Annotated in this window: 25 protein-coding genes and 1 pseudogene; 18 read left to right on the top strand and 8 right to left on the bottom strand. The window is 40.2% G+C overall.

All coding sequences use genetic code 11. The features are described 5' to 3' along the window. Positions 1-240: 240 nt before the first annotated feature. The 18 genes and pseudogenes from H6G92_RS10690 to H6G92_RS10605 all read left to right on the top strand — a co-directional run bounded on the left by H6G92_RS10690 (position 241) and on the right by H6G92_RS10605 (position 15,352). Positions 241-912 (top strand): glutathione S-transferase family protein, encoded by a 672-nt coding sequence (locus H6G92_RS10690; RefSeq protein ID WP_190893594.1) that lies wholly within the window; start codon positions 241-243, stop codon positions 910-912. 48 nt (positions 913-960) lie between these two features. After that, entirely contained in the window at positions 961-1,827 is an 867-nt protein-coding gene (locus tag H6G92_RS10685) for a CmcJ/NvfI family oxidoreductase (RefSeq protein WP_190893592.1), read from the top strand. 184 nt (positions 1,828-2,011) lie between these two features. After that, positions 2,012-2,926: a TauD/TfdA dioxygenase family protein gene (locus H6G92_RS10680; RefSeq protein ID WP_190893589.1), complete on the top strand. Its 915-nt coding sequence runs from the start codon at positions 2,012-2,014 to the stop codon at positions 2,924-2,926. Positions 2,927-3,132: 206 nt separating this feature from the next. Then, positions 3,133-4,029, top strand: a complete 897-nt coding sequence (locus H6G92_RS10675; RefSeq protein ID WP_449289981.1) for a DMT family transporter — start codon at positions 3,133-3,135, stop codon at positions 4,027-4,029. A 231-nt stretch (positions 4,030-4,260) separates the two neighbouring features. Beyond that, on the top strand, positions 4,261-4,932 hold the full coding sequence (locus tag H6G92_RS10670; protein ID WP_190893587.1) for an HAD family hydrolase: 672 nt from the start codon (positions 4,261-4,263) through the stop codon (positions 4,930-4,932). Then, complete coding sequence (locus tag H6G92_RS10665) at positions 4,913-5,416, top strand: GNAT family N-acetyltransferase (protein ID WP_190893585.1); 504 nt, start codon at positions 4,913-4,915, stop codon at positions 5,414-5,416. Before H6G92_RS10670 ends, H6G92_RS10665 begins: the two co-directional genes overlap by 20 nt. A 128-nt stretch (positions 5,417-5,544) precedes the next feature. Then, positions 5,545-6,486 carry an ABC transporter substrate-binding protein gene (locus tag H6G92_RS10660; RefSeq protein ID WP_190893582.1) on the top strand — a complete coding sequence of 314 codons (942 nt, stop codon included), beginning with the start codon at positions 5,545-5,547 and terminating at the stop codon, positions 6,484-6,486. Positions 6,487-6,846: 360 nt separating this feature from the next. After that, positions 6,847-7,878, top strand: coding sequence for an ABC transporter substrate-binding protein (locus H6G92_RS10655; protein ID WP_190893580.1), 1,032 nt, complete (start codon positions 6,847-6,849; stop codon positions 7,876-7,878). 110 nt (positions 7,879-7,988) lie between these two features. Continuing rightward, a complete protein-coding gene (locus tag H6G92_RS10650) occupies positions 7,989-8,792 on the top strand; it encodes an ABC transporter ATP-binding protein (RefSeq protein WP_190893578.1) in 804 nt (267 codons plus the stop codon). Positions 8,793-8,803: 11 nt separating this feature from the next. Beyond that, positions 8,804-9,688, top strand: a complete 885-nt coding sequence (locus H6G92_RS10645) for an ABC transporter permease (protein ID WP_190893576.1) — start codon at positions 8,804-8,806, stop codon at positions 9,686-9,688. A 69-nt stretch (positions 9,689-9,757) separates the two neighbouring features. After that, positions 9,758-10,027: pseudogene (locus tag H6G92_RS10640) on the top strand (DUF1932 domain-containing protein); the annotation flags it as partial. A gap of 77 nt (positions 10,028-10,104) precedes the next feature. After that, a complete protein-coding gene (locus tag H6G92_RS10635) occupies positions 10,105-10,779 on the top strand; it encodes an HAD family hydrolase (RefSeq protein WP_190893574.1) in 675 nt (224 codons plus the stop codon). Positions 10,780-10,955: 176 nt separating this feature from the next. Next, positions 10,956-11,162 carry a hypothetical protein gene (locus H6G92_RS10630; protein ID WP_190893572.1) on the top strand — a complete coding sequence of 69 codons (207 nt, stop codon included), beginning with the start codon at positions 10,956-10,958 and terminating at the stop codon, positions 11,160-11,162. 45 nt (positions 11,163-11,207) lie between these two features. Then, entirely contained in the window at positions 11,208-12,008 is an 801-nt protein-coding gene (locus tag H6G92_RS10625; protein ID WP_190893569.1) for an SDR family oxidoreductase, read from the top strand. A 312-nt stretch (positions 12,009-12,320) separates the two neighbouring features. Then, positions 12,321-12,995 carry a cadmium resistance transporter gene (locus tag H6G92_RS10620; RefSeq protein ID WP_190893567.1) on the top strand — a complete coding sequence of 225 codons (675 nt, stop codon included), beginning with the start codon at positions 12,321-12,323 and terminating at the stop codon, positions 12,993-12,995. 35 nt (positions 12,996-13,030) lie between these two features. After that, a complete protein-coding gene (locus H6G92_RS10615) occupies positions 13,031-13,339 on the top strand; it encodes a hypothetical protein (RefSeq protein ID WP_190893565.1) in 309 nt (102 codons plus the stop codon). 203 nt (positions 13,340-13,542) lie between these two features. Continuing rightward, positions 13,543-14,160 carry a pentapeptide repeat-containing protein gene (locus tag H6G92_RS10610; protein ID WP_190893562.1) on the top strand — a complete coding sequence of 206 codons (618 nt, stop codon included), beginning with the start codon at positions 13,543-13,545 and terminating at the stop codon, positions 14,158-14,160. A 223-nt stretch (positions 14,161-14,383) separates the two neighbouring features. Further along, positions 14,384-15,352 (top strand): TauD/TfdA dioxygenase family protein, encoded by a 969-nt coding sequence (locus H6G92_RS10605; protein WP_190893559.1) that lies wholly within the window; start codon positions 14,384-14,386, stop codon positions 15,350-15,352. A gap of 32 nt (positions 15,353-15,384) precedes the next feature. Here H6G92_RS10605 and H6G92_RS10600 read toward each other — a convergent pair whose 3' ends face one another. The 8 genes from H6G92_RS10600 to H6G92_RS10565 all read right to left on the bottom strand — a co-directional run bounded on the left by H6G92_RS10600 (position 15,385) and on the right by H6G92_RS10565 (position 22,984). Further along, entirely contained in the window at positions 15,385-16,407 is a 1,023-nt protein-coding gene (locus tag H6G92_RS10600) for an Mrp/NBP35 family ATP-binding protein (RefSeq protein ID WP_190893556.1), read from the bottom strand. A 14-nt stretch (positions 16,408-16,421) separates the two neighbouring features. After that, positions 16,422-17,393, bottom strand: coding sequence for a HEAT repeat domain-containing protein (locus tag H6G92_RS10595; protein WP_190893554.1), 972 nt, complete (start codon positions 17,391-17,393; stop codon positions 16,422-16,424). Positions 17,394-17,581: 188 nt separating this feature from the next. After that, entirely contained in the window at positions 17,582-17,809 is a 228-nt protein-coding gene (locus H6G92_RS10590) for a 4Fe-4S dicluster domain-containing protein (protein WP_012408944.1), read from the bottom strand. Then, positions 17,800-18,144: a hypothetical protein gene (locus H6G92_RS10585; RefSeq protein ID WP_190893552.1), complete on the bottom strand. Its 345-nt coding sequence runs from the start codon at positions 18,142-18,144 to the stop codon at positions 17,800-17,802. Before H6G92_RS10585 ends, H6G92_RS10590 begins: the two co-directional genes overlap by 10 nt. A 19-nt stretch (positions 18,145-18,163) precedes the next feature. Beyond that, a complete protein-coding gene (locus tag H6G92_RS10580; RefSeq protein WP_190893549.1) occupies positions 18,164-18,946 on the bottom strand; it encodes a class I SAM-dependent methyltransferase in 783 nt (260 codons plus the stop codon). A 23-nt stretch (positions 18,947-18,969) separates the two neighbouring features. After that, the gene (argJ, locus tag H6G92_RS10575; RefSeq protein WP_190893546.1) at positions 18,970-20,133 is read right to left on the bottom strand and encodes a bifunctional glutamate N-acetyltransferase/amino-acid acetyltransferase ArgJ; all 1,164 of its coding nucleotides are present in this window, start codon (positions 20,131-20,133) and stop codon (positions 18,970-18,972) included. A 56-nt stretch (positions 20,134-20,189) separates the two neighbouring features. After that, on the bottom strand, positions 20,190-21,899 hold the full coding sequence (locus H6G92_RS10570; protein WP_190893544.1) for a fumarate reductase/succinate dehydrogenase flavoprotein subunit: 1,710 nt from the start codon (positions 21,897-21,899) through the stop codon (positions 20,190-20,192). A 26-nt stretch (positions 21,900-21,925) separates the two neighbouring features. Further along, entirely contained in the window at positions 21,926-22,984 is a 1,059-nt protein-coding gene (locus H6G92_RS10565) for a sulfonate ABC transporter substrate-binding protein (protein ID WP_190893541.1), read from the bottom strand. Positions 22,985-23,204 lie beyond the last annotated feature (220 nt).

Raw genomic sequence — 23,204 nt, 5'->3', positions numbered from 1 at the left:
TATATTTTTATTTAGTTACACTAATAATTAGGTATGCATATTTTCACAAAGACTGTATAATATTTAAAATACGATAAATCGACCGACAAACTGTAATATAGCATCTAACTGACGTAGATACCTGCCAATCAATTATTTAACTGCACCAATCAACACATCTCGCTTCTGTCTTATTGCTTTAGTTGGAGTTGTGCAATCTCAAATAGTCTGCATTCACAATGATTACAAGGAAAAGATTTTATGAGCAACATACAACTGTACTTCGCCAAAGCCTCTACCTTCTCTCAACGGACTCGTGTAGTTTTACTGGAAAAAGGCATTGACTTCACCCCGATAGAAATTGACTTACAGAACAAACCAGATGGGTACACTCAGATTTCCCACTATGGTAAAGTCCCAGCTATCAAACATGGGGATGTTGTAATTTACGAGTCCGCTATTATCAATGAATATCTAGATGAGGTTTTTCCAGAACCACCTTTATTACCCCGCGATCCCGCAAATAAAGCGATCGCTCGCATCTGGATAGACTACGCCAATACTCGCCTTGTCCCAGCTTTTAACAAATTGCTGCGCGGTAAAGATAGCCAAGAACAGGAACAAGGACGAAGAGAGTTCACAGAAGCACTTCTATATATTGAACAAGAAGGATTAGGCAAAGGTGATTATTTGTTAGGAGATCAGTTTAGCCTAGTTGATATCAGCTTCTATCCTTGGTTTGAACGTTTACCACTCTTAGAACACTTCCGCAAATTCGCACTACCAGCAGAAACACCTCGTTTGCAGACATGGTGGAACAGCTTAAGCGATCGCTCCTCAATTCAAGCAGTAGCAAATCCTGTAGACTTCTATTTGCAAAGATTCGCCAAAGTTCTTGGTGAACCTGTTCCTGTTGGTGCAGTTCAAAAATAGGGCATAGGGATTGACATAAATTAACCAAAATCCAAAATGGGATAACCTATGAGCTTAAATAACCAAGTTCTAGACAAACCAATTTCCGCACAACTGCCATTCGTAGAAGCTAACCTCAGTTACCTGGTTCCAATGGCAGAAAAACCTGTTAACTATACTTACGAACCACCACCAGGGATTCCTCGCACGAATGCAACTTATCAGACGCACAAACTGCCAATTTACAATGCTCGTTCTATCTCAGAGAACATCTCGTTAGATCGAGAAGGTTTCGCCTTTACTGCACATAATACTAATGTCCGCAACTTTTACGATGAAGACGAAGTACGCCGCGTCTACTATCCAGAAGCCGAGCAATTGTTAAAAGAAGTGACAGGTGCAACGAAGGTAGTGGTATTCGATCACACCTTGCGTAATGCCAGTCAGTCAAAGCCAGGTGAGAATAATATTAAAGAACCTGCCAAGCGGGTACACAACGACTTCACCGCTAAATCAGGCTATACTCGCGCCCGTTTGGAATTAGCAGCGCAAGGCATAAATGACATTGATGCGCTACTAAAACAAAGATTTGCCATCATCAATGTTTGGCGAGCGATCGCACAACCAATTCAAGAGTCACCATTAGCAGTGTGTGACGCGCAGAGTATCGCACCCACAGACATTGTAGCTGGCGATCTTGTGTACCGCGATCGCATCGGTGAAACATACGGAATCACGTATAATTCCAAACATAAATGGTTCTACTTTCCGCAAATGCACAGAGACGAAGCACTATTTATTAAATGCTTTGACTCCGCAGAAGACGGACGCGCACGCTTTGCCGGACATACAGCCTTTGAAGACCCCACCAGCCCAGGCGACGCTCCCCCACGAGAAAGCATCGAACTACGAACATTCGCCTTTTACCCCGCATAGATCGCAAAAACTTCTCTCATACTCCTACTAGTCTGCCAACCCAAAAATGCTAAGTGAGGACTGGGGAAAGAGGAAAGGTTAAGGGATTTAAACCCTTTCCCCCTTACCCTTTACCCCGCCAAGTGAACTTGGCGAACTACTACTCTCTGCCTGAAATAAATTAACTCTTGGAGACACAAATATTATGACTTCCCAACACTTTGACATCAAACCAATCGCCGGACGTATCGGTGCAAAAATCATTGGTGTAGACTTGAGCAGTAACCTCAGCAATGAAATCATCAGCGATATCCGTAAAGCTTTAGTCAAACATAAAGTCATCTTCTTCCGGGAGCAAAACCTCGACGCTAATGGACAAGTAGCTTTTGCCCGTCGCTTTGGGGAAGTCACCACAGCCCATCCCACCGTTCCCTCATTGCCAGAAAATCCAGAAGTTCTTGACCTGAATTACGGCAAGACTGTAAGCCGTGCCAACACTTGGCACACCGATGTCACATTTGTAGATCGTCCCCCTCTTGGTTCTATTTTGCGGGCGATCGCCATCCCGCCATCAGGAGGTGATACGATTTGGGCAAACTCCGTAACTGCCTACGAAGATTTACCAACTCATCTGCGTAATCTTGCTGACCAACTCTGGGCAGTACACAGCAACGCCTACGATTATGCAGCAGCTACAATTGACTTGCCAGAAGAAGTCTTAAAGTATCGGGCTGTTTTCACCTCAACTTTATACGAAACCCTGCATCCAGTTGTCCGCGTCCATCCTGAATCCGGTGAACGTGGGTTATTTATTGGTGGGTTTGTGCGCCGTCTGCGTGGTTTATCACAGAATGAATCGGATGAAATCGTGAAATTGTTGCAAGCTTACATCACACGTCCTGAGAACACAGTTCGGTGGCGTTGGAAAGTTGGCGATGTGGCTTTCTGGGATAATCGAGCTACTCAACATTATGCTATCGCAGACTACGGCAATCAACCTCGCCATGTTCAACGAGTTACACTTGTGGGTGATATTCCTGTTGGTATTGATGGTAAGCAGAGTGAGGCTATTAAGGGAGATTCTTCTGCATATAACCGACGTGAACCCGCTTTAGTTTAGAAAAAGGGTTTTTATCTTTGTGTCTTTGTGGTAAAAATCTTGAAGCACTAAGACACAAAGCATTTGCCAAACAGCAGAAAAATCAGTACCAGAAAAAACAGTGGTTTTAGCAATACAATCGGGTTGTCCTTTAAAAACCTTTTAGCAAATTGGGCATTCTGACGGTTCTTCTATCCGCTTTTGTTTTATCGTTTCATAACGTTACTGTGCGAGTTTTGTTTTCAGAACATCTCGTACTGGGTTTATTTGTACTCGGTGGATACGTTAAACCTGATTTGCAGAACTCATTATTGCTAATGTTCATGCGAATGCTACTAGTGGTTCCACTAATGGCATCTTTAGCATTCAAGTTATATCCATCTGCTGGAAAAGAATTCCAAGATTTATTCAGGCGCAATCGCACTGATGTTTTGCTCCAAGCATTGGGCTGTGGAGTACTGATGTTTGTGTATATTGCGTTACTCTACGTTGCTATTGGGTTAATTCCTACTGGAATTGCCATGACTCTATTTTTTACTTATCCCGTGTTTACAGCGCTGCTTGCTTGGAGGTTTTTTGGCGAACGTCCTACACTTTTCCGTTGGCTAGTAATGGTGATTATTCTAGGGGGCGGCGTACTCACAATTCCTCAATCTTCTGCTGCTTACACCAGTGACACTATTACTACTGGCATTTTCGCCAGCGTTGGTTCTGGAGTTGTTTATGCGTTTTATAAAGTCCTAGCCCAAAAATGTTTAGAAAAATTCCATCCAGTTCCCTTTACCTGGATTAGTTTTACCTGCACTTTACTGCTCTCTGGTGTAAGCTTACTGTTCTGGCCACTTCCCAGCACCCAACTTGATTGGACACCCCTATGGATTGGCAGTATTTTTTCTGGTTTAGTTAGTTTCATGGGACACACTTTCAATAATGTGGGAATTCGCATGATTGGCGCAACTAAGGCTTCTATCATCGGCGCAAGCAGTCCAGCATTAACAGCATTAGTTGCATGGGCAACAATTAGCGAAACTTTAAACCTAATTCAAAGCTTAGGGATTGGTATTGTCACATTAGGAATTGCACTATTGAGTGGAGAAAGCTTTGTACATAGACGTAGCCCATAAAATTGCTCAAAAATAAGAGTTAATTAGTGATTAATTTGTAAAGTATTTAATTTTTTATTTCATGCATAACAGGACACTTACGTAGGGGATTTTCCCGATTTGTACCTCTATGGCAAGCTACGCACAGCGTCTCCGTCAAGAAAAGGAAATGTCCGTCGCGCAGAGGCATAGAGAGTAATTAAAAATGTTATTAATTACGAATTACGAATTACGAATTACGAATTATTAAATATGTCTACTTATGCTATTATGTTTGATTTAGATGGGACTTTGACAGATCCCAAGCCAGGTATTACTCGCTGCATTCAGTTTGCTTTATCTGAACTCGGTTATAGACCACCCGATGCTGATGAATTGCATTGGTGTATTGGCCCTCCAATCAAAGACAGTTTTTCGCTGCTACTGAAGACTTCAGATGACACAGTTTTAGAGCAAGCCATTTCACTTTATCGCAGTCGCTTTGCCACGATAGGATTATTTGAAAACTTTCTTTATCCCCAGATTCCAGAAACCTTAGATGCTATTCGTTTTGCTAGTTATAAAATTTTTGTTGCGACTTCTAAACCACATATTTATGCTACGCGCATCATTGAACATTTTGGCTTGTCGTCACTTTTCAATGGGGTTTATGGGAGTGAACTTGACGGCACGCGGAGTGTAAAAGCTGACTTGATTTATCACATCTTAGTCACAGAACAGCTTTCACCTTCTCATGTGGTTATGGTAGGCGATCGCAAACACGATATGATCGGAGCCAAGCACAATCATGTGACTGCAATTGGTGTCACTTACGGCTACGGAACTGAGGAAGAATTAAAAACTCATGGTGCTGATTTGATTGCCCATTCTCCAGATGATATTCCCAAATTGCTTGTTCACGATTATGTTACATCCCAAAATTAGAAAAGCAAAAGAATCAGATGCACAAGCAATTTTTAAAATTATTAGAGAATTAGGTTGGTTTGCATGGGTGAATTTAACGTCCCAGGAAACAACTGTCGGCCAAATTCAGCAGCACCTTACTCAGTGTGATCAAAATGATAGCCACTCTATTTATGTGGCTGAAAATGCTGAAAGTGATATCATCGCATACATTACTGTTCATTGGCTACCTTGCCCATTCCTTCCCAAACCCCAAGGTTATATTTCTGAGTTATTCATCCAAAAAGCTGCTCGTGGTCAAGGTATCGGTAAAACTCTGCTAGCAACCGTCATATCAGAGGCAAAAATCCGAGAATGTTCAGTACTAATCTTGCTGAACCACAAAGAGCGAGAATCCTATCAACGAGAATTTTACCGTAAGCAAGGCTGGCTCGAACGTGAAACAGTTGCCAACTTTATCTATCCATTAAATGCGCGATCGCAGGTGAGTTATTCACAGAAGTGATGTCTACAACGGGCTGTGACGTTCGCGGACTCGCCTCAACAACTTTAAACTTGACTAAATACAAGTAGATACCGGAGAATAAACATTACTTATAAAATTTACATCTTGTTCAGGGAATAACACAGATCATGAGTAACTCTGCAACACTCAAAAAGATCAAGAATGAGATCAGTGGAACTGTGTTCTCATTGCCGTATTATGTAGCTCGCGATCAACGCTACTTTGCAGATGAGGGGATTGATATTGAGTTCGTTAAACGCAACTCTAGCGATCGCGCACCCGATATTAAACTGATTGAAGATCATCAGCAAGTGAACTCTTTCGGCGGCAAATCATTATTTGAGCAGGGAGAAACTACCCTTTACCGTGCTTGTGAGTGGGGACAGGTGCGACGCACCTATGATAGTTCTCGCGGTGGTCAGGTCGTAGCCAAACGTGCTGCCATTGCCAGCCAAGCAATCATCGTGCGACCCGATTCCCCCTACAATATCCCTCAAGACCTAGCTAACGTACCAGTCGGTGTCAACTTTCACCACGGCTCCCACTACATCGCTATTCAAACCCTTGAAGGTTTCCTACCGAAAGAAGAAATCAAAGTGGTACATATCGATGGTGGCGGTCAAGGAAAGCGTTTCAACCGCTTTGTCGCTTTGCGTGACGGAGTTGTTGATGCAGTTGCCGTCATGGAACCGTGGATTACAGTAGCAGAAAAACTTGGCTACAAAATTATCGCCGAGGCACACTATGTAGGTCTAGAGATTGGTAGCCCCGATTTGGATGAAGAGACATTCGAGGCGATCAATAGGGCAATCCGTCGAGCCGTGAAAGACCTACAAAAAGACCCTCTCCAGTATGTGAAGTATCTTATCGACGATGTAGCAGAGGATATCGTACACCTTGAACCCTCAGATTTCCGTCGTAACCGATTGCGCTACACCGACCCGGCACCATACTCTGAAGCTGACTTTCGTCGTACCTACGACTGGATGGTGAACTGGGGACTGATAGAGCCTGATGCCACTTTCGAGCAAATCGTCAATAACCGAGTTGCTTCGTTATCTGTCTCTTAGCTGACTTGAACATAGAGAGTAGGGAGTAATACCAATTCGTAATTAAGAGAGTCGGATATAACGCAATACAGTTCAGAATGAGCAAAAAAATCCTGATGTAGAGACGCGATTTATCGCGTCTTTAAAGACCAATTATCTACACCAATAACCCTTAACCCAAGCGTATTGAGATTTAATCTGGTTTTTCAGGTTTCTATCTGTAGCTTTCATTTGCAGAATTGGTATAAGGCATCTTTTTTGCACTTTGCACAAAACAAAACTCATCCCATCAATCAGCAACGCCAAAAATACTACTCCCTACTCCCTTTTTCAATTCGTTCTGGATACGCAGTTCCTAACGGATATATCTGAAATAAACCTATGCCTTCACGTAGAGACTTTTTAAAATACACTTCTATAGGATTAACAACTGCTTTAACTACAATCTCTTGTGACAATAACACTGTTAGTCAATCTATCGCTGATCAGGGAACTATTAAAGTCAGACTGGGAGCAGTAAGCGGGATTAACTCCATTGATGTTTGGATTCCAGAAGATTTGGGTTATTTCAAGGAAGCAGGCTTAAGTGCAGAAGTGATTCAATTTCAAGGTGGTGGGAAAATGCGAGATGCTCTAATTGCCGGAGAAATCGATTTTTCTGCCCAAGCGCCTTTACACGTCTATCTTTCTCAGCTTAAGGGAGTTCCTCTGAATGTTGTAGCCAATCGCCGCAATCTTGTAGATACTTCCTTAGTAGTACGTTCTAATTTGCAATCCCAAATCAAGACAGTTAACGACCTTAAGGGGAAAAAGTTTTCGGTCGGTGAGGTTGGCTCTTGGGGCTGGGCAGTATCAGTTAAGTACCTACGTCAACATGGACTGAGTGAAAAAGATGTTGAATATGTGCAAAGTAGCAATGCTACAACTTATACATTACTCACTAGTGGTCAGGTAGATGCGGCTGTGACTGGTGCGCCCGACTTGCATAAACTGCTCAAAGAAGGAACAGTTTTTCAATTGGTTAATGCTCTTGAACCGGAGACTCATAAAAAATATTTTGGCGCTCCTGAAGCAATGACCCGTGCTTGGCTGAGTCATGAGCGTGTTACTTCCCAGAACCCTGAAGCCGTTAAGAGATTGGTTGCAGCAGTAAACCGCACGTTTGAATATATGCATAAAACCTCGCCCGAAAAAATTCTAGATGCGGTGGGAAAACGTTTTCAAGGTGCCAATTTAGATGCCATTCTGACCGGTCTTAGGACTGAATTGCAACAATCAGTTCCGAGAAATGCCTCTATTAGTGAGGCAGCATATGTTGCAGACCAGCAGGTATTCATTGATGCCGGAATTATTAATAAATTAGTTCCCTACTCTCAAGCAGTGTTTGATAAGTATGCAGGTCATAGGGCTTAATTCGTAATTCCTGCTGTGAATTGAAATATTCTGTTTTTCATCATATTCACATTAAATGTAATTGATAATTCGCAATTTTCGAGTTTAATTTTCCCTTGGGATTTTTAAAGATGTCAACCCCTATGATCACTACCCAAAATCTCTCCATTTCTTATTGGAGTAAGAATAAGCGAGTTGAAGCATTACAAGATATTAGCTTGACTATCAATGCTGGTGAATTTGTCACGCTGATTGGGCCAAGTGGCTGTGGTAAGAGCACTTTACTCAATGTGATTGCGGGGTTAATTCGTCCTGGGACAAATGTGAAGGGCACTTTTAATAATAGTGGTATCAAGGAAATTGGCTACTTGTTTCAAAAGCAAACCCTACTACCCTGGCGAACAGTCCTAGATAATGTCACTGCTCCTTTAGAAATTCGTGGTGTACCGCGAAATGATGGACGGAAAAAGGCTTTGGCACTGTTGGCAAAATATGGCTTGTATGGTTTTGAGCAGAGTTTTCCTAAAGAATTGTCGGGCGGAATGCAGCAGCGTGTTTTGCTGATTCGGACGCTGATTTATGAACCAGATGTTGTTTTACTTGATGAGCCTCTTAGTAGTCTTGATGCTCAAACACGCGCTCTTTTACAGGATGAATTCCTACGATTATGGCGCGATACGGGATGCACCTTTATTTTAGTAACTCACGACCTTGATGAAGCGATCGCACTTTCGCAAAGAGTATTTTTATTGAGCTCACGTCCTGGCAAAATTGTCAAGGAATTTAAAATTGATTTACCAACAGAACGTTCTGCGATCGCAATTCGCACAGATCCGCGATTTCAGAAAATCCAGCGTGAGATGTGGTCAGATTTAACCGCACAGGTATTGCAACAGCAAGATCGAGGATTCGGATTCGCACTCTTTAAAACTTAATAGAGAATAACATGAGCAATATCCGCAATAGAACCTTAAGTATCGGGCAATCTGCTCTCTCTCCAACTAATGAAAAGACAAACCTTTCGGGTTCTAATCCCCAAAAGACCAACTGGCAAAAACGTTTAATACAACTAGCGGTGCAGCTAACACCACTCGTCGTAATTTTGTTGGTGTGGGAACTGGGTACCGGAGCATTTGATATTCCTAAGTTTATTGAACCAGCACTTGTAGGTAAACCAAGTAACATTGTTCAAGAGTTAAAGCAACTATTCTTGAGTGGTAGTATCTTTCAACATATTTTTGTCACCTTTCAAGAAGCGATGGGTGGACTGTTTCTGGCGGTAACTGGTGGTATCAGTCTGGGAATTATATTAGCTTATTCTCCAGCAGGGGCAAAGATAACTCTTCCTTACGTCCAGGTATTTAATTCTCTACCTCGCATTGCCCTAGCGCCCTTTTTTATTATCTGGTTTGGTATTGGATTACTCTCTAAAGTTTTTCTCGCAGCTTTGAGTGCTTTTTTCCCCATTTTTTTTACTACGTATCAAGGACTCCAGAGCATTGATCGCGAATTAATTTCTGCTTTTCAGGTTATGGGTGCTAATCGATGGCAAATGTTGTATATGGTTGTACTACCTTCGGTGATCAGTTGGGTAATTGCGGGGATTCGTACTAGTTTGGGTATGGCTCTAGTAGGGGCGCTTGTAGCTGAGTATGTTGGTTCAACTCAGGGTTTAGGCTATCTGTTGATGTCAGCACAGGGAATTTTGAACGTTGATCAAGCTTGGGCAATACTAGTAGTCTTAGCAGTCATTAGTGTTTTCCTCGATTGGGGTGTTCGCGCTCTAGAAACCTACGTTTTACGCTGGCGACCCAACCCTGGGGAATTATGACAACTGATGCTGGAAAAATTAGCAAATAGTCAGCAGTGACAAGAGCGATCGCAAGAATCATCTGGGGCAACTTTTGTCACCCGTTCCATTCCATCCATGACACCAAAAGCACATCGTTGGATAGGAGAAATGGAAGAGATTGCTGAAACCTTTAAAGAGTTAGGTCTGATTGAGCGGATTTTTTACGGAGCCGCCGACGTTTACCACTTGGTGAAAGATACATCTTTGGGTAAGGAGACACCAGAAGAGTGCGATCGCGAGAGTGCTTCGCACACGCTTCGCGAACGCCCATTGAGCGAAATCATTACTATTCTTTCCGACGAGACTGCACCAAACTAAAGCTTGTAAATTAATTCAGGTTTGGTCAAGATGAGTAAAATCCGTGCTGTTATTGACTTTGAATTTTTAGTAAATTCATGAACAAATTTAATTTAGTTATTTTTGATTGTGATGGTATTTTGATAGATAGTGAGCGAATCGCAAATACTATTTTGTTGGAAATGCTCAAAGAAATAGGACTATTTCTAACTTTAGAGGATGTGTTCGATATTTTTGTTGGCACATCAATGACCCGCTGTTTAGAAATAGTTAAAAATTTGCTTGGCAAATCTCCACCAGAGAACTTTGCTACTGAATTTGAGGAACGAACCATGCAAGCTTTCATGACTGATCTACATCCAGTGCAGGGAATACATGATGTTTTAAGTAAGCTCAGTCTTTCTTATTGTGTTGCTTCAAATAGTAGCCCTAAGTGGATACAAAAAGCTTTATTTGTAACAGATTTGCTTCCTTACTTTTCAGAAAAAATATTTAGTGCTACAGAAGTCTCACGTAGCAAACCATATCCCGATGTATTTTTATATGCAGCCGAGAAAATGGGATTTTCCCCAAAGGATTGTGTAGTTATTGAAGATACACCCACAGGTGTCAGAGCTGGAGTTGATGCAGGTATGACAGTATTTGGTTATGCAGAACTGATTAACCCAGAAAAACTACGAGCAGTTGGTGCATCTGTCGTATTTAATGACATGAAATTATTACCAAAACTGCTAGATCAGCAAAATCAACCTTTTATTAACAGTGGAAAGTAAAAGCACGATATCTAATCGCTATTGATATTTTATTCGCACTGTAATGACAGACAGCAATGAATTCTGGCACAAACTAGATCGGCTAGTAGCCACTAGCAATCTCAAAATTGCCCAGATATCCATCTTTTATTTACCCTTTGGACTATGGATATTTGCAAGATACTCAAGCTGGAGATATGGCTAATATTGACGTTTGGATCGGAAGTTTATCTGCTAAAAAAGTAACTGCCATTATTTGTAGCGTGGACTTAGAAAAGCGTGATACAGAAATCAAGATACTTTTAGACTGCACATCTGGTGAGAGTCAAGGCATCTTGAACATCCACAATACAGATTCTCAATCAGCAATATTATTAATTCGCGCCGAGTCTAATTTGATTTGAGTCTGAAATTCAAACAATTAATATTTTCAACACAGGTAAATAATTATGAGCTTAGACCTACAACTATCAGGTAAAACAGCAATTGTTACAGGTGGAAGTGCAGGCATTGGGTTGGCCACTGCTAAAGCTCTCTACACTGAAGGTGTGAATGTAGTGATTGTTGCTCGCAATCAAGAAAATCTAGAGAAAGCAGTAGCCGATATCCAATCCTTACCGACTCCAGGCGCTAAAGTGATTGCCGTCAGTGCCGACTTAACTCAAGCAGAAAGTATTGATCGGGTTGTAGAGACAACCCTGGCACAATTTGGTCAGATTGATATTCTGATTAACAATGCTGGTTCAGCGCGTGCAGGATCTTTCTTAGAATTGGGTGATGATGCTTTTTTAGATGCTTGGAATCTGAAATTGTTGGGCTACATCCGATTAGTTAGAGCCGTTATCCCCCATCAAAAAAATCGGCATGATGGGCGAATTGTCAACATTATTGGTGGTGCAGGACGCACACCTCGTCCGTCCTTCCTCCCCGGGGGTACAACCAATGCTGCTTTATTGAACTTCACGCGAGGAATTTCTAAAGAGTTAGCCCAACATAATATTCGCATCAACGCTATTTCACCTGGTCTAACTGGCACAGAGCGTGCCGAACGTTTAGCAGAGCAAAATGCTCAAATCCGTGGTGTGAGTGTAGAAGAAATCAAGGCGGAATCATTAAAAGCAATACCTCTAGGAAAAATCGTTAAGCCAGAAGAGATTGCTGCACTGGCTTTATTTTTAGTCTCTGATTTAGCCTCTTCTATCACTGGAGCAGAAATTCTGGTTGATGGTGGCAATACTCCAGGTGTTTAACCTGATATAGCCTTTCTAAATTATTTGTGAAAAACAAGATACCCGATTTTTTAGAGAAATCGGGTATCTGAGCCTTAACTTACATCTTGCACCAGGCGTGAGAATTGCCTGGTGCTTTTAATTTTCTATTCAATAACTTCATTTTATCATTTTAACAAAAAAGAGTATTTGCTCTTATCCGAGTCAGCCCATAATATTAAGTTCATAAGCTACTAAGCTTACCAGTTGAAGGACAAAATTAAATCTGTAATTAATTGCGATCGCTTCAACCATCTTTTAAAAGAATTTTGCTAAATTGTTGCGGAGAAAAATATGGCTTGGCTAATTGGTACATTATTTATTGCAATATCTGTGGCTTTTGCAACGACATTTGATGATAATTTATACTTAACAGCTTTTTTTGGCAAAGTAAATCATAGCTTTCGTCCCAAACATATTATTATTGGTGAATTTGTGGGATTCACTACATTAGTAACGGCTAGCCTTCCTGGTTTTTTTGGTGGTTTAGTTCTTCCAGAAGCATGGATTGGATTACTAGGAATTCTCCCAATCATAATTGGTATCAGCCATCTAATGAGTAGAGAAGCAGAAGAAGAGACTTTACAAGCGGTATCAGTTAACTTTACCAATCCAGCGAAACCAAAACGCCATAAAAAATCATTATTAGCAACGCTCAAAGATCGTCAAACCTATCGTGTTTCTGCTGTTACCATTGCCAATGGTGGAAATAATATCGGTATCTATGTTCCGTTATTTGCTAGCAGTAACTTTCCTAGTCTAGCAGTCATTTTATGTGTTTGCTATTTAGCGATTGGAATGTGGTGCTTTGTCTCTTACAACCTAACGCGGAATCCTGTCATGGCTTCTGTTATGACTCGCTATGGTCGGAAAGTCTTTCCCTTTGTATTGATATACTTGGGATTATCCATCATGTTTAAAAGTGGAACTTATCAACTTGTACCTAATCTAGCAATGCTTTTTAAATAAGTTATTCGTCGTACATAGAAGCTTAAATCAAACACATGAAAATTCTCAAAATAGCTTTAATGATTTTAATACTTTTAATAAACTTAGCGATTGCTGCTCCCTCTTGGGCAGATGTAACATCACACTTAAGCACAAATTCTGACTATTTCGTAGGGCAAAAAATTATCTGGCTTTATAAAGCTCGTGCTGACTCTGAGAACACCCAGAGGATTCCTGGCGAAGTCGTCAAATTAGGCTCTAAGAAAGTGCAAGTCAAAGTGCAGAAAAATAAAAATGAGTTCGTTAATCGTTGGGTAAATCGAGACAGACTAGAAGTTGATAAAAGTGACCATTTTTTTAAATAGTATACAATAAAATATATTTATTTTAAAACTAACTAATGTTGATTGCAGATTTATAGTTTGTATGACTAACCTAAAACTAAACATCATCTTTATTTATGGTTATACAAAATAATAGTATTTGATTTTGAAGATTGATTAGCATTAAAGTAGAATCAACATTAAACAAAACAAAACACGATACTAAATTCAAGGAAAGTAAACCAATGAAAAAAACAAACTCGAAAAAAGTAACTTCTTGGCTTTTAGCTGTTATATTTCTGGCATTTATGACGGTATTTTCTCTTTTTGATCAGCCCTATGCTTTAGCTCAATCAGAAATACCACCAGTAACTACAGAATCCACATCAACTCCAATAGTATCTCCCCCTCCTGTCATACCTCCAACAGTATTGCCAGTAAATACTGTAGCTGCAAATGTTCAACGTCTATTAACAACCAATGAATGTGTTGGATGCAACTTAGTAGGAGCGCAATTAGACAAGGCAAATCTGCAAGCAGCTAATTTGGCGGGTGCAAACCTACAAGAAGCAGAATTGGAAAAAGCAAATTTACAAGGAACAAACTTGGCATCAGCTAATTTACAGGGAGTAGATTTAAGCAAGGCAAATATAGCTGGGGCAAATCTGCAAGGGGCAAACTTATTTGATGCAGATTTAGAGGGGGCAAATCTGTTAGGGACTGATTTACAAGGAGCAAACTTACAAAAGGCAGATTTACAAAAGACAAATCTCACAAATGCCAATATCCAAGGTGCAAACTTGCTAGGGGCTGATTTGGAAGGTGCAATAGTACCCCCAGGATTCACGAATCAGTATCAGTAATTCAATTTGCAAATATTAAAAGGCTCAGATCCCCGATTTTTTCAAAAAATCGGGGATCTTTTTGTCCCATTTAAAATAAATACGGTAAATCTATCAAGTTGCAGTACAATAGTTTTTGGCTACGATCGCTTCCTTCGAGATATTGCTGGTATTTGATTGCAATACGAAGGAAGTGAACGAGTGCGAACACAGCCATATATTGGGTAAAACCCTGGAGATTTATATGAGCAACAACCATATTGAAGTCAAACCAGTAGCAGGTTTCATCGGTGCAGAAATCAGTGGCGTAGACTTGTCGCGTCCTCTGCACGATGAAGCGGTTGCCGAAATTCGGCAAGCATGGTTGAAGTGGAAAGTTATTTTCTTTCGCGGTCAGAACATTGATCATGCTGCACAAATTGCATTCACATCTCGTTTCGGCGAAGTAACTTATGCACATCCCCATGAGGATGAGCCAATCGAAGGCTTCTCACAAATACTGCCGATTGATCGCAGCCGCTATGAACGTCGCAATGGACTGCGCCGTTCCAGCTATGAAAGCCGTTGGCATACCGATGTGACAGCAGTTGTTAACCCACCAGCAGGGTCTATTTTGCGTGCGGTGAATGTCCCCAGCATTGGCGGTGATACACAGTGGACTAATCTAGTTGCAGCCTACGAGGGTCTATCAGAACCTCTACGGAAGTTAGCAGATACATTAAAAGCAGAACATCGGTTCAATGCTCGTTTACGGATACCAAGCAATAGCAAACTCGCCCAACGCATTGCAGCTAATCCACTGGTTTCCATTCACCCAGTCGTGCGGGTTCATCCAGAGACAGGTGAACGTGCATTGTTCGTCAATCCTGGCTTCACTTCCCATATTCTGGACGTGTCACCACAAGAAAGCGAATTATTACTTGAGTTGTTCTTCAATCAAATCACCAAACCTGCTTACACCACCCGCTTCCGTTGGAACAATGGTGATATCGCATTCTGGGACAACCGCGCTACCTCGCATTTAGCCCCACAAGATTTGGATCATATAGAAGTTGAGCGCGTACTCTATCGCACTACCATTACAGGTGATGTTCCAGTTGGGCCAGATGGTTTCCGTTCACAAGTGGTTGAAGGTGAGCCGTTAACCAGTGAATTACCGACTGTCCTCAAGCAGAAAGCTGAGAAACTAGAAGCCCAACCAGTGCTGGCGTAAGCTAGATAGTTTTAAACTAGGCTGTGAAATATCTACGCAGCCTGGTTTTTAAAAGTTGCATTAAGTGATATTGCAATTTTTCTAAAAACCTCACTGGCTGGAGAAGCTTGTTCACTAATTGCGATCGGATTTCCAGTATCTCCACCGCTACAAATGCGGGGATCAATGGGAATTTGTCCCAATAGAGGTGCTTGCAATTCTGCGGCCAGTTGTTCGCCGCCACCACTACCAAAAATCGGTGTGCGTGAACCACAATCACCGCAGATTAAATAGCTCATATTTTCAACGATACCAAGCACAGGAACACCCACTTGGCGAAACATATATATATTACGTCGTACATCTGCAACAGCCACTTGTTGAGGAGTTGTCACTAAAATGACTCCGCAAATTGGGCTTTCTTGGATAATTGTAATTTGAGCATCACCTGTACCAGGAGGTAAATCTATCAATAAATAATCTAATTCACCCCATTCCACATCTTGCAGAAATTGCGTGATAATTTTGTGTAATACAGGCCCTCGCCATGCCAAAGGACGATTTGCTTCTGCAAGTAAACCCACTGACATTAGTTTTATTCCTTGAGCTTCTAGAGGCAAAAACTTATCACCTGTGGGAGTATTAATCACTTGAATATCAGCTTGTCCTAAACCCAACATTTGGGGAATATTGGGGCCATAAACATCAGCATCTAATAGTCCTACTTTTGCACCTTGTAATTTTAAAGCTGCGGCGATATTAACGGCTGTTGTGGATTTGCCTACACCACCTTTACCACTAGAGATTCCTAGAGTTGTTTTAACACCGGGAATTGTACAAATTTGAATATAAGTTTTTTTACACCAAATTAAAGATGATAATACAGATTCAATTTCTGGCTGTAATTGGTGCTGATGAGAACCAATATATAAACGTAAATAAATATAGTCATCAACTACGCGTAAGTTTCGTACCATTCCCAAAGTAATGATGTCATTTTTTAAGGTAGGTTCGATAACCTGTTTGAGTAGTTGGACTATTTCTTGCTGATATGAATCAGCCTTTGATTCTACCATTATTGTCAATTCACTTAACTCAATATAACTTTTTTATCTGTTTTAATCTTCTGAATTGCCCGTTGCGCTTGGATGGACACTTCTTTGTCAGGGTCATCTAAGGCTTGTTGCAGTGGGTTAATAACATCAGGATGAGCTAAATTCCCAAGTGCGATCGCAGCTTCTTTACGCACATCTGCATATTCATCTGTTAATGCTTTAATTAATTTCGGCATAACTTGAATATCTGGGATTTTTTGCAAAGCTTGTGCTACTGATTTTCGCACTTGCCAATGTTCGTCATCTAAAGCTATTTCTAATGCTGAAATTGCTTGATGATTTTCATGAATAGCCAGAGATTTGGCAGCATTACGACGAACTTGCCAGTCAGGATCGTTTGTAAGTATTTGAGAAAGTATGCCAATTACTTCTGTATCTTGTAAATGTCCTAAAGTTAAAGCAGCAGCACGACGCACGGCTGCTGATTCATCAAAGATCAAATTCAAAGCTTGGGGACATTTTTCTAGTTGATTTATATATCGCAGTGTAGTTACTGCTGCTTCTCTTAATTCAGCATTATCTGATTCTAAAAATGGCATAATATACGATAAAGATTGAATATCATGTATTTGTCGTAGCAGGACTAAGATATTTAATTGAGTATTGAAATCATTACTTTGCAACTTATCTAATAAAATTAGCAAATCATCTTGGGTAACCAACTCATTTAAAGCTGATACAGCTTCAGTACGAATATCTGCATCTGGTGAACTGAGGCATTCAATTAAAGCAGGAATTGTTACAGGATTGGCAATTTCCCAAAGAGCAGATATTGCTATTTTTTGAACAGCAATATTTTCATCTTTGAGAGCAATAATTAGTGCATCTATCGTTTCTTCATCGCCCAGATGTTGTAAGGTTTTGACGGCTACTAAGCGGTCATTTACATCAGGCGATCGCAACATTTCTAGCCATTGATTTAATTCTGCATTAGTACTTGTGGACATTTTAAATCCTATTCGCAATGGTTGTTATCTACTACTATTAATTTTGAAGTAAGTAAATCAATAAAAAATCAATCTATTATGAATAAAGATAAATTATTTGTAGGGTGTGTTATGCCGTAGGCTAAAGCACCTTAAATTGTTGAGTACACTTAATTTATCTTTTCCTAGCAAGTTAATAAGTTTATCAACTACCGCAACAAAAAAGGAATTTGTACCGTAATTGCATTTGTAGGACATTCCTTTTCACAAGGTAGGCAAAACCAACACTCATCATATTTCATATACGCTTTCCCCGTTTCTGGATTTTTCGCCAACACATCTAACGGACAAACTTCAATACAAGCAGTACATTTTTCTAAACATTTAGATTCATCAACGATGACAGGAACATCTATTCTTTGATTGATTAAAGCCATAAAACTACTCCATTTTTAACTTGCATTAAAATACGTCTAATTCCACTACAACGATAATTTTTATCAATAACTAACCCCAAAATAATCGCTTGAGTTGGAATAATTAATAAATCACTAATATGAGCGTGCGCCCAACCAATTACATATTCATTCACTAAAGCTGCAAGATATACAATATGAACATTATTATACTGAATTTTAGTAAGTCGCGCCTCTATTTGTTGATTTGTAACATCATATTCAAGCTGCTCAGAAAGATTAGCAATTTGTTGTGCATCTTTAATATCAGCTTGTCTAATTTTAATTTGTTTGCCTATAAAGACTTTATTTGGCATAAATTTAAATTAAAATAGTTTAATTATCCAAGGTTGTGCGGATAAAACGATAGCCTAAATCAATCTCTGTCAACTTATAAATATCACCATATTTTTTAGTCCATTCTCCACTACTTAAATCTGCTGTTAATAACTGTAATCCTTGTTCTATTAAATCTTGATTTGCTAAAGCAAAAGATGATATTCCCGCGCGTACTTCTGGCTGAAGATATAACTCTGGTCTTCTCCAGGCTGCTGCTGCGAACAAATCAGATAAATCGTGTGGTACTAAAAGTGGTATCACTTCAACACGCCTTTTAGTATTATTCTCTATTAAATTAATTTGTTCGTTAAGCGGTAAAAATCGTAAAGCATCTTCCCATAAAAAAGGGAAATAATCATAAAGCCATATCTTCTGAGCAAATCTAATATCAAAACTTAGCAAAACCATTGTTCCATCTCTAATAACTCTTTGCATTTCTTGAAAAGCTTTTTCGAGATGACTGAAGTGATGAATTGCCAGGGTACTAACAACGCCATCAACAGACTTATCTGATAGAGGTAAATTTTCTGCATACCCAGTAAACCACTTAATTTGTGGATGTTCTACTGCTTGTTTTTGCATCACCACAGAAGGTTCAACAGCATAAACAAAAAATCCTTGGTTAGCTAACCCTAGACTATAACCTCCAGTACCAGCACCAATATCAACGATAATGCTACCTTTGGGTAAATTAAGTAAATCAATTAGTTGATTGACAATGCGAATATCAGAAACGCGAGTTTTTGAATATTGTTGACCAATTGTGTTATAAATAGACATTTTTATATAGAAAAAATATTATTTTAAGTTGAATACTTACCGTTTATATCTATATAACCTTCTGAAAGGTCGCAACCCCATACAGTTGCAGCAGCTTCGCCAATATTGAGGCTAACATGAATATTTACTTTTTCTTTGGACATAATTTTTTTTAGCTGCTCTAATTTTTCCTCAGAAGAAGCATCAGGATAAACTTGAATATCATCAAATCTAATTTGCACTTTCTCCTGATTTATCTCTTTATCTTGTTCGCATTTGCCTATAGCCATAGCTACTCTTCCCCAGTTGGGATCGGCTCCATAAATAGCTGTTTTTACTAAAGGAGAATTCACAATTGCTTTGGCAACTCGTTTTGCTTGTTTATAGTTAATAGCGGAATCTACATTAACTTCAATAACTTTAGTAGCACCTTCTCCATCTCGTGCGATTTTAAGCACTAATTCATGGGCAATTTCTTGTAAAGCCTGACTAAATTCTTGTTGTGAAACTTCCCCGGCTAAACCATTGGCAAGAATCACAGCAGAATCGCTTGTAGAAGTATCAGTGTCTACACTCAGGCAGTTAAAAGTTTTATCTATAATAGGTCGAAAAATAGCAGAAAGTACATCTTTTGGAATGGCTGCATCAGTGAAAAAGAAAGTTAACAGAGTTGCCATATTAGGCTCAATCATACCAACGCCTTTAGCAATTCCGATTAACTTAGCATTGCCAATTTTTCGCACAGCTAGTTTAGGTACGGTGTCAGTTGTCATAATGCCTACTGCTGCTTTTTCAAAATTCGCAGTAGCTAATTTTTTTCCTATACCTAATAAACCATTTCGGATTTTTTCTATGGGGTAACGTCTTCCAATAACACCTGTAGATGCTATAACAATATCTTGAGCAGCTATCCCAGTTTCAGTTGCGACGAGTTGAATAATTTCTTCTGCATCAGCAACGCCAATAGCACCATTAGCAACATTGGCATTTTTAGATATGACTATAATGCCTTGCGCTTGAGCATCTTTTAAATTTCGGCGGCTGATAGTCACACTCGGCCCTGCAAATAGGCTTTGAGTAAATACGCCATCAGCAACACATGGAACTTCTGATTTAATCAAAACAAAATCATCAGTATTATCTTTAATACCTAAGTTGGTAACAAAGCTGCTAAATCCTTTGGGTACATCATAAGTAGTTAATTGCATCTTTTTTTTACTATGTTAATGCTCGGTGCATTTGAATAAATTAATTGTTTAATATTTTACCTCACAGTGACATCATATAATTCTTTGACTGTATCTACATCCACAATGTAAGGCTCTACAGGACGTTTAAACAATATCATTTGCCCTGAATCATCTTTTTTTAAGTTGACATGGCAAAACCACTCATCATCATTTTTTTCTGGATAATCTAAGCGGTAATGATAAAGTCCCCAACGAGTTTCTTGACGATATAATGATGCTCTGGCTGCCATTTCTGCACAGTCTCGAATAAAATGTACTTCCATAGAGCGCATCAATTCATGAGGGTCGCGCGCACCCATTAAATCTAATGTTTGTTCGTATTGAATAAAATGTTTCAAACCAATTTCTATTTTTTTACCTGATTTTGGTGGTTGCAGATAATCATTAACTAAGCGTCTTAATTTATATTCGACTTGGGTATGAGGTACACCATTCGGGCGAGTTAATGGTGCATAAATTCTCGCTTTTTCTATTTCTAAAAAACCTGTATCTGGTTCTATAAAATCTAAATCTTCAATATATTCAATGGCATGAGTCCCAGCTATACGACCGAAAACAAATGCCCCAATCATATAATTATGGGGAACGCTGGCCATGTCTCCGGCTGCATATAAACCTGAGACAGTTGTTTGCGCGTTTTCGTTTACCCACACCCCAGAAGCACTATGACCACTACATAAGCCGATTTCGGAAATGTGCATTTCTACGCCGTGGGTGCGATAATCTTCGTTTCTGCCTTGATGAAAGCGTTCTCTACTTGGTCGTTCATTCGCCCAAAGTATGGATTCAATTTCAGCGATTGTATCTTCATCAAGGTGGGTCATTTTTAGTTGGACTGGCCCTTTCCCAGAGTTTAATTCTTTCCAAATTTCCAACATCATTTGACCACTCCAATAGTCGCAACTAATGAAGCGATTTCCTTCGGCGTTGGCTGTATGTGCGCCAAAAGGCCCAGCAACGTAGGCACAGGCGGGACCGTTGTAATCTTTAATTAAAGGATTAACTTGAAAGCATTCAATATTACTAAGTTCTGCACCTGCATGATAAGCCATTGAATAGCCATCCCCGGCATTAGTAGGATTTTCATAAGTGCCGTAGAGATAGCCGGAAGCGGGTAATCCTAATCTGCCACAAGCACCTGTACATAAAATGACTGCTTTAGCTTGAATGACAATATAATCGCCGTTTCTAACATCAAATCCGACTGCACCAATAGCACGTCCTTCTTTGACTAATACGCGGGTTGCCATAACGCGATTTGTCACTTTGACTTTGTGGCGTTTGACTTGGCGGGTAAGAATGGTTTTGAGGTCTTTGCCTTCTGGCATGGGTAAAACATATTTACCCACACGATGCACTTGTTTTAAGTCATAGTTGCCTTGGGCATCTTTTTGAAATTTTACACCCCAACTTTCTAATTCTTGGATAACTTCATAACCTAATTTGCCTGTTTGATATACGGCTTTTTGGTTGAGAATACCATCATTGGCTAGGGTGACTTCGCGGACGTATTGTTCTGGGGTGGAATGACCGGGAATAACTGCGGTATTCACTCCATCCATACCCATTGCGATCGCACCACTCCGTCGGATGTTAGCCTTTTCTAAGATCAGCACCTCTGCATCTGGATTCGCTTGTTTGGCTTTAATTCCAGCCATTGTCCCAGCCGTACCGCCACCGATGACAAGTACATCAGTTTTTATCTGTTGGGTATTGATGTCCATAAGCTTTTAGAAGTGGGGAGGAACTTTTAAGATTTATTACCGTTCCAAACGATTTCTTTGATCTGGATTTGCTTGGGAACTAGCTTGATTTTATGAAAAGTATCAGCAATGTTTTGTTGCTGAGTGATGACTTCATCTGTTAGCGGTAAAACGCCATACTGTCGGCGTTTTTCAGCAATTTGCAATGCTGCTGCTTTAATACCTAATTCTGGTTCTAGAAACTTGGCAACTTCTTTTGGATTACCTGCTGCCCATTTATCTATTTTGCTGATTTCATCTAAAAGGGTTTTCAACAAATCTGGGTGAGAATTGACAAACTCTTGACGAGCAAGATAGTAACCACGATTTGGTGCTAAATTTGTCGCATCTGTTAATATCCTGACATCTAGATCGTGTTCAACTGCTGCTAGGTAGGGGTCCCAAATTGCCCAAGCATCAACGTTACCGCCTTCAAATGCTGCGCGGGCATCTGCTGGTGTCAGATGTGCTGCTTGAATGTCACTATAGTTCAATCCGGCAGCTTCTATAGCTTTGACTACAAGATAGTTAGTGTTTGACCCTTTAGCAAAGGCTACTCTTTTCCCCTTAAGGTCAGCAACACTTTTAATTGGTGAGTTTTTCGGTACAACAATTGCTTCGGCTTTAGGACTCCAAGGATCATAAGCAACGTAAAGCAAGGGAGTACCTGCGGCTTGGGCAAATATTGGTGGTGATTCTCCTGTGTAGCCAAAGTCAATACTACCCGCGTTCATTGCTTCCAGCATAGGTGGGCCTGCGGGAAATTCCGCCCATGTCACTGAAGCACCAGCAGCAGTTAAAGTTTGCGCTAAACTGCCTCGGTTTTTGAGAGCGTTGAGAATAGTAGCCGCTTTTTGATAGCCGATACGAACTACCACACCTTGATTTGTTGTCTGCGTTGCAGCAAAGTTACTTGTGTTGTTGGAAGAACAAGCCGAGATCACAAGAGTTAAACTTAATCCGACAGCAAAGAATAAGGCAAATGTGCCAATTCTGGATATTTCATAATTCTGAAGAAAGCTGCTGACAATCTTCATCAGTCGATGTGGTAAATACTTACTGAACATACGTACATTAAGCTACAAGCAATACCAATACTACGATAAATTGAGCAATTTACCGTATTTTGCTGATAGAATATTCACATAGATAAGCCGCAAATGCAAGAGCCGAAAAAGTATGCCTATAAGGAAAACTATTATGGTTATTACGAATTAGCGCATAAAAATTTAGCGGTTTTTAAACGCATAGGCGCTTTGCCTTCCCGCAGGGTAGGTACGCAAAGGT

Source organism: Nostoc foliaceum FACHB-393 (assembly GCF_014698505.1).
GTDB classification, from domain to species: Bacteria; Cyanobacteriota; Cyanobacteriia; order Cyanobacteriales; family Nostocaceae; genus Nostoc; species Nostoc foliaceum_A.
Note: the sequence above shows the minus strand (reverse complement) of the source record. Positions and strands in the feature narration are given on the sequence as shown.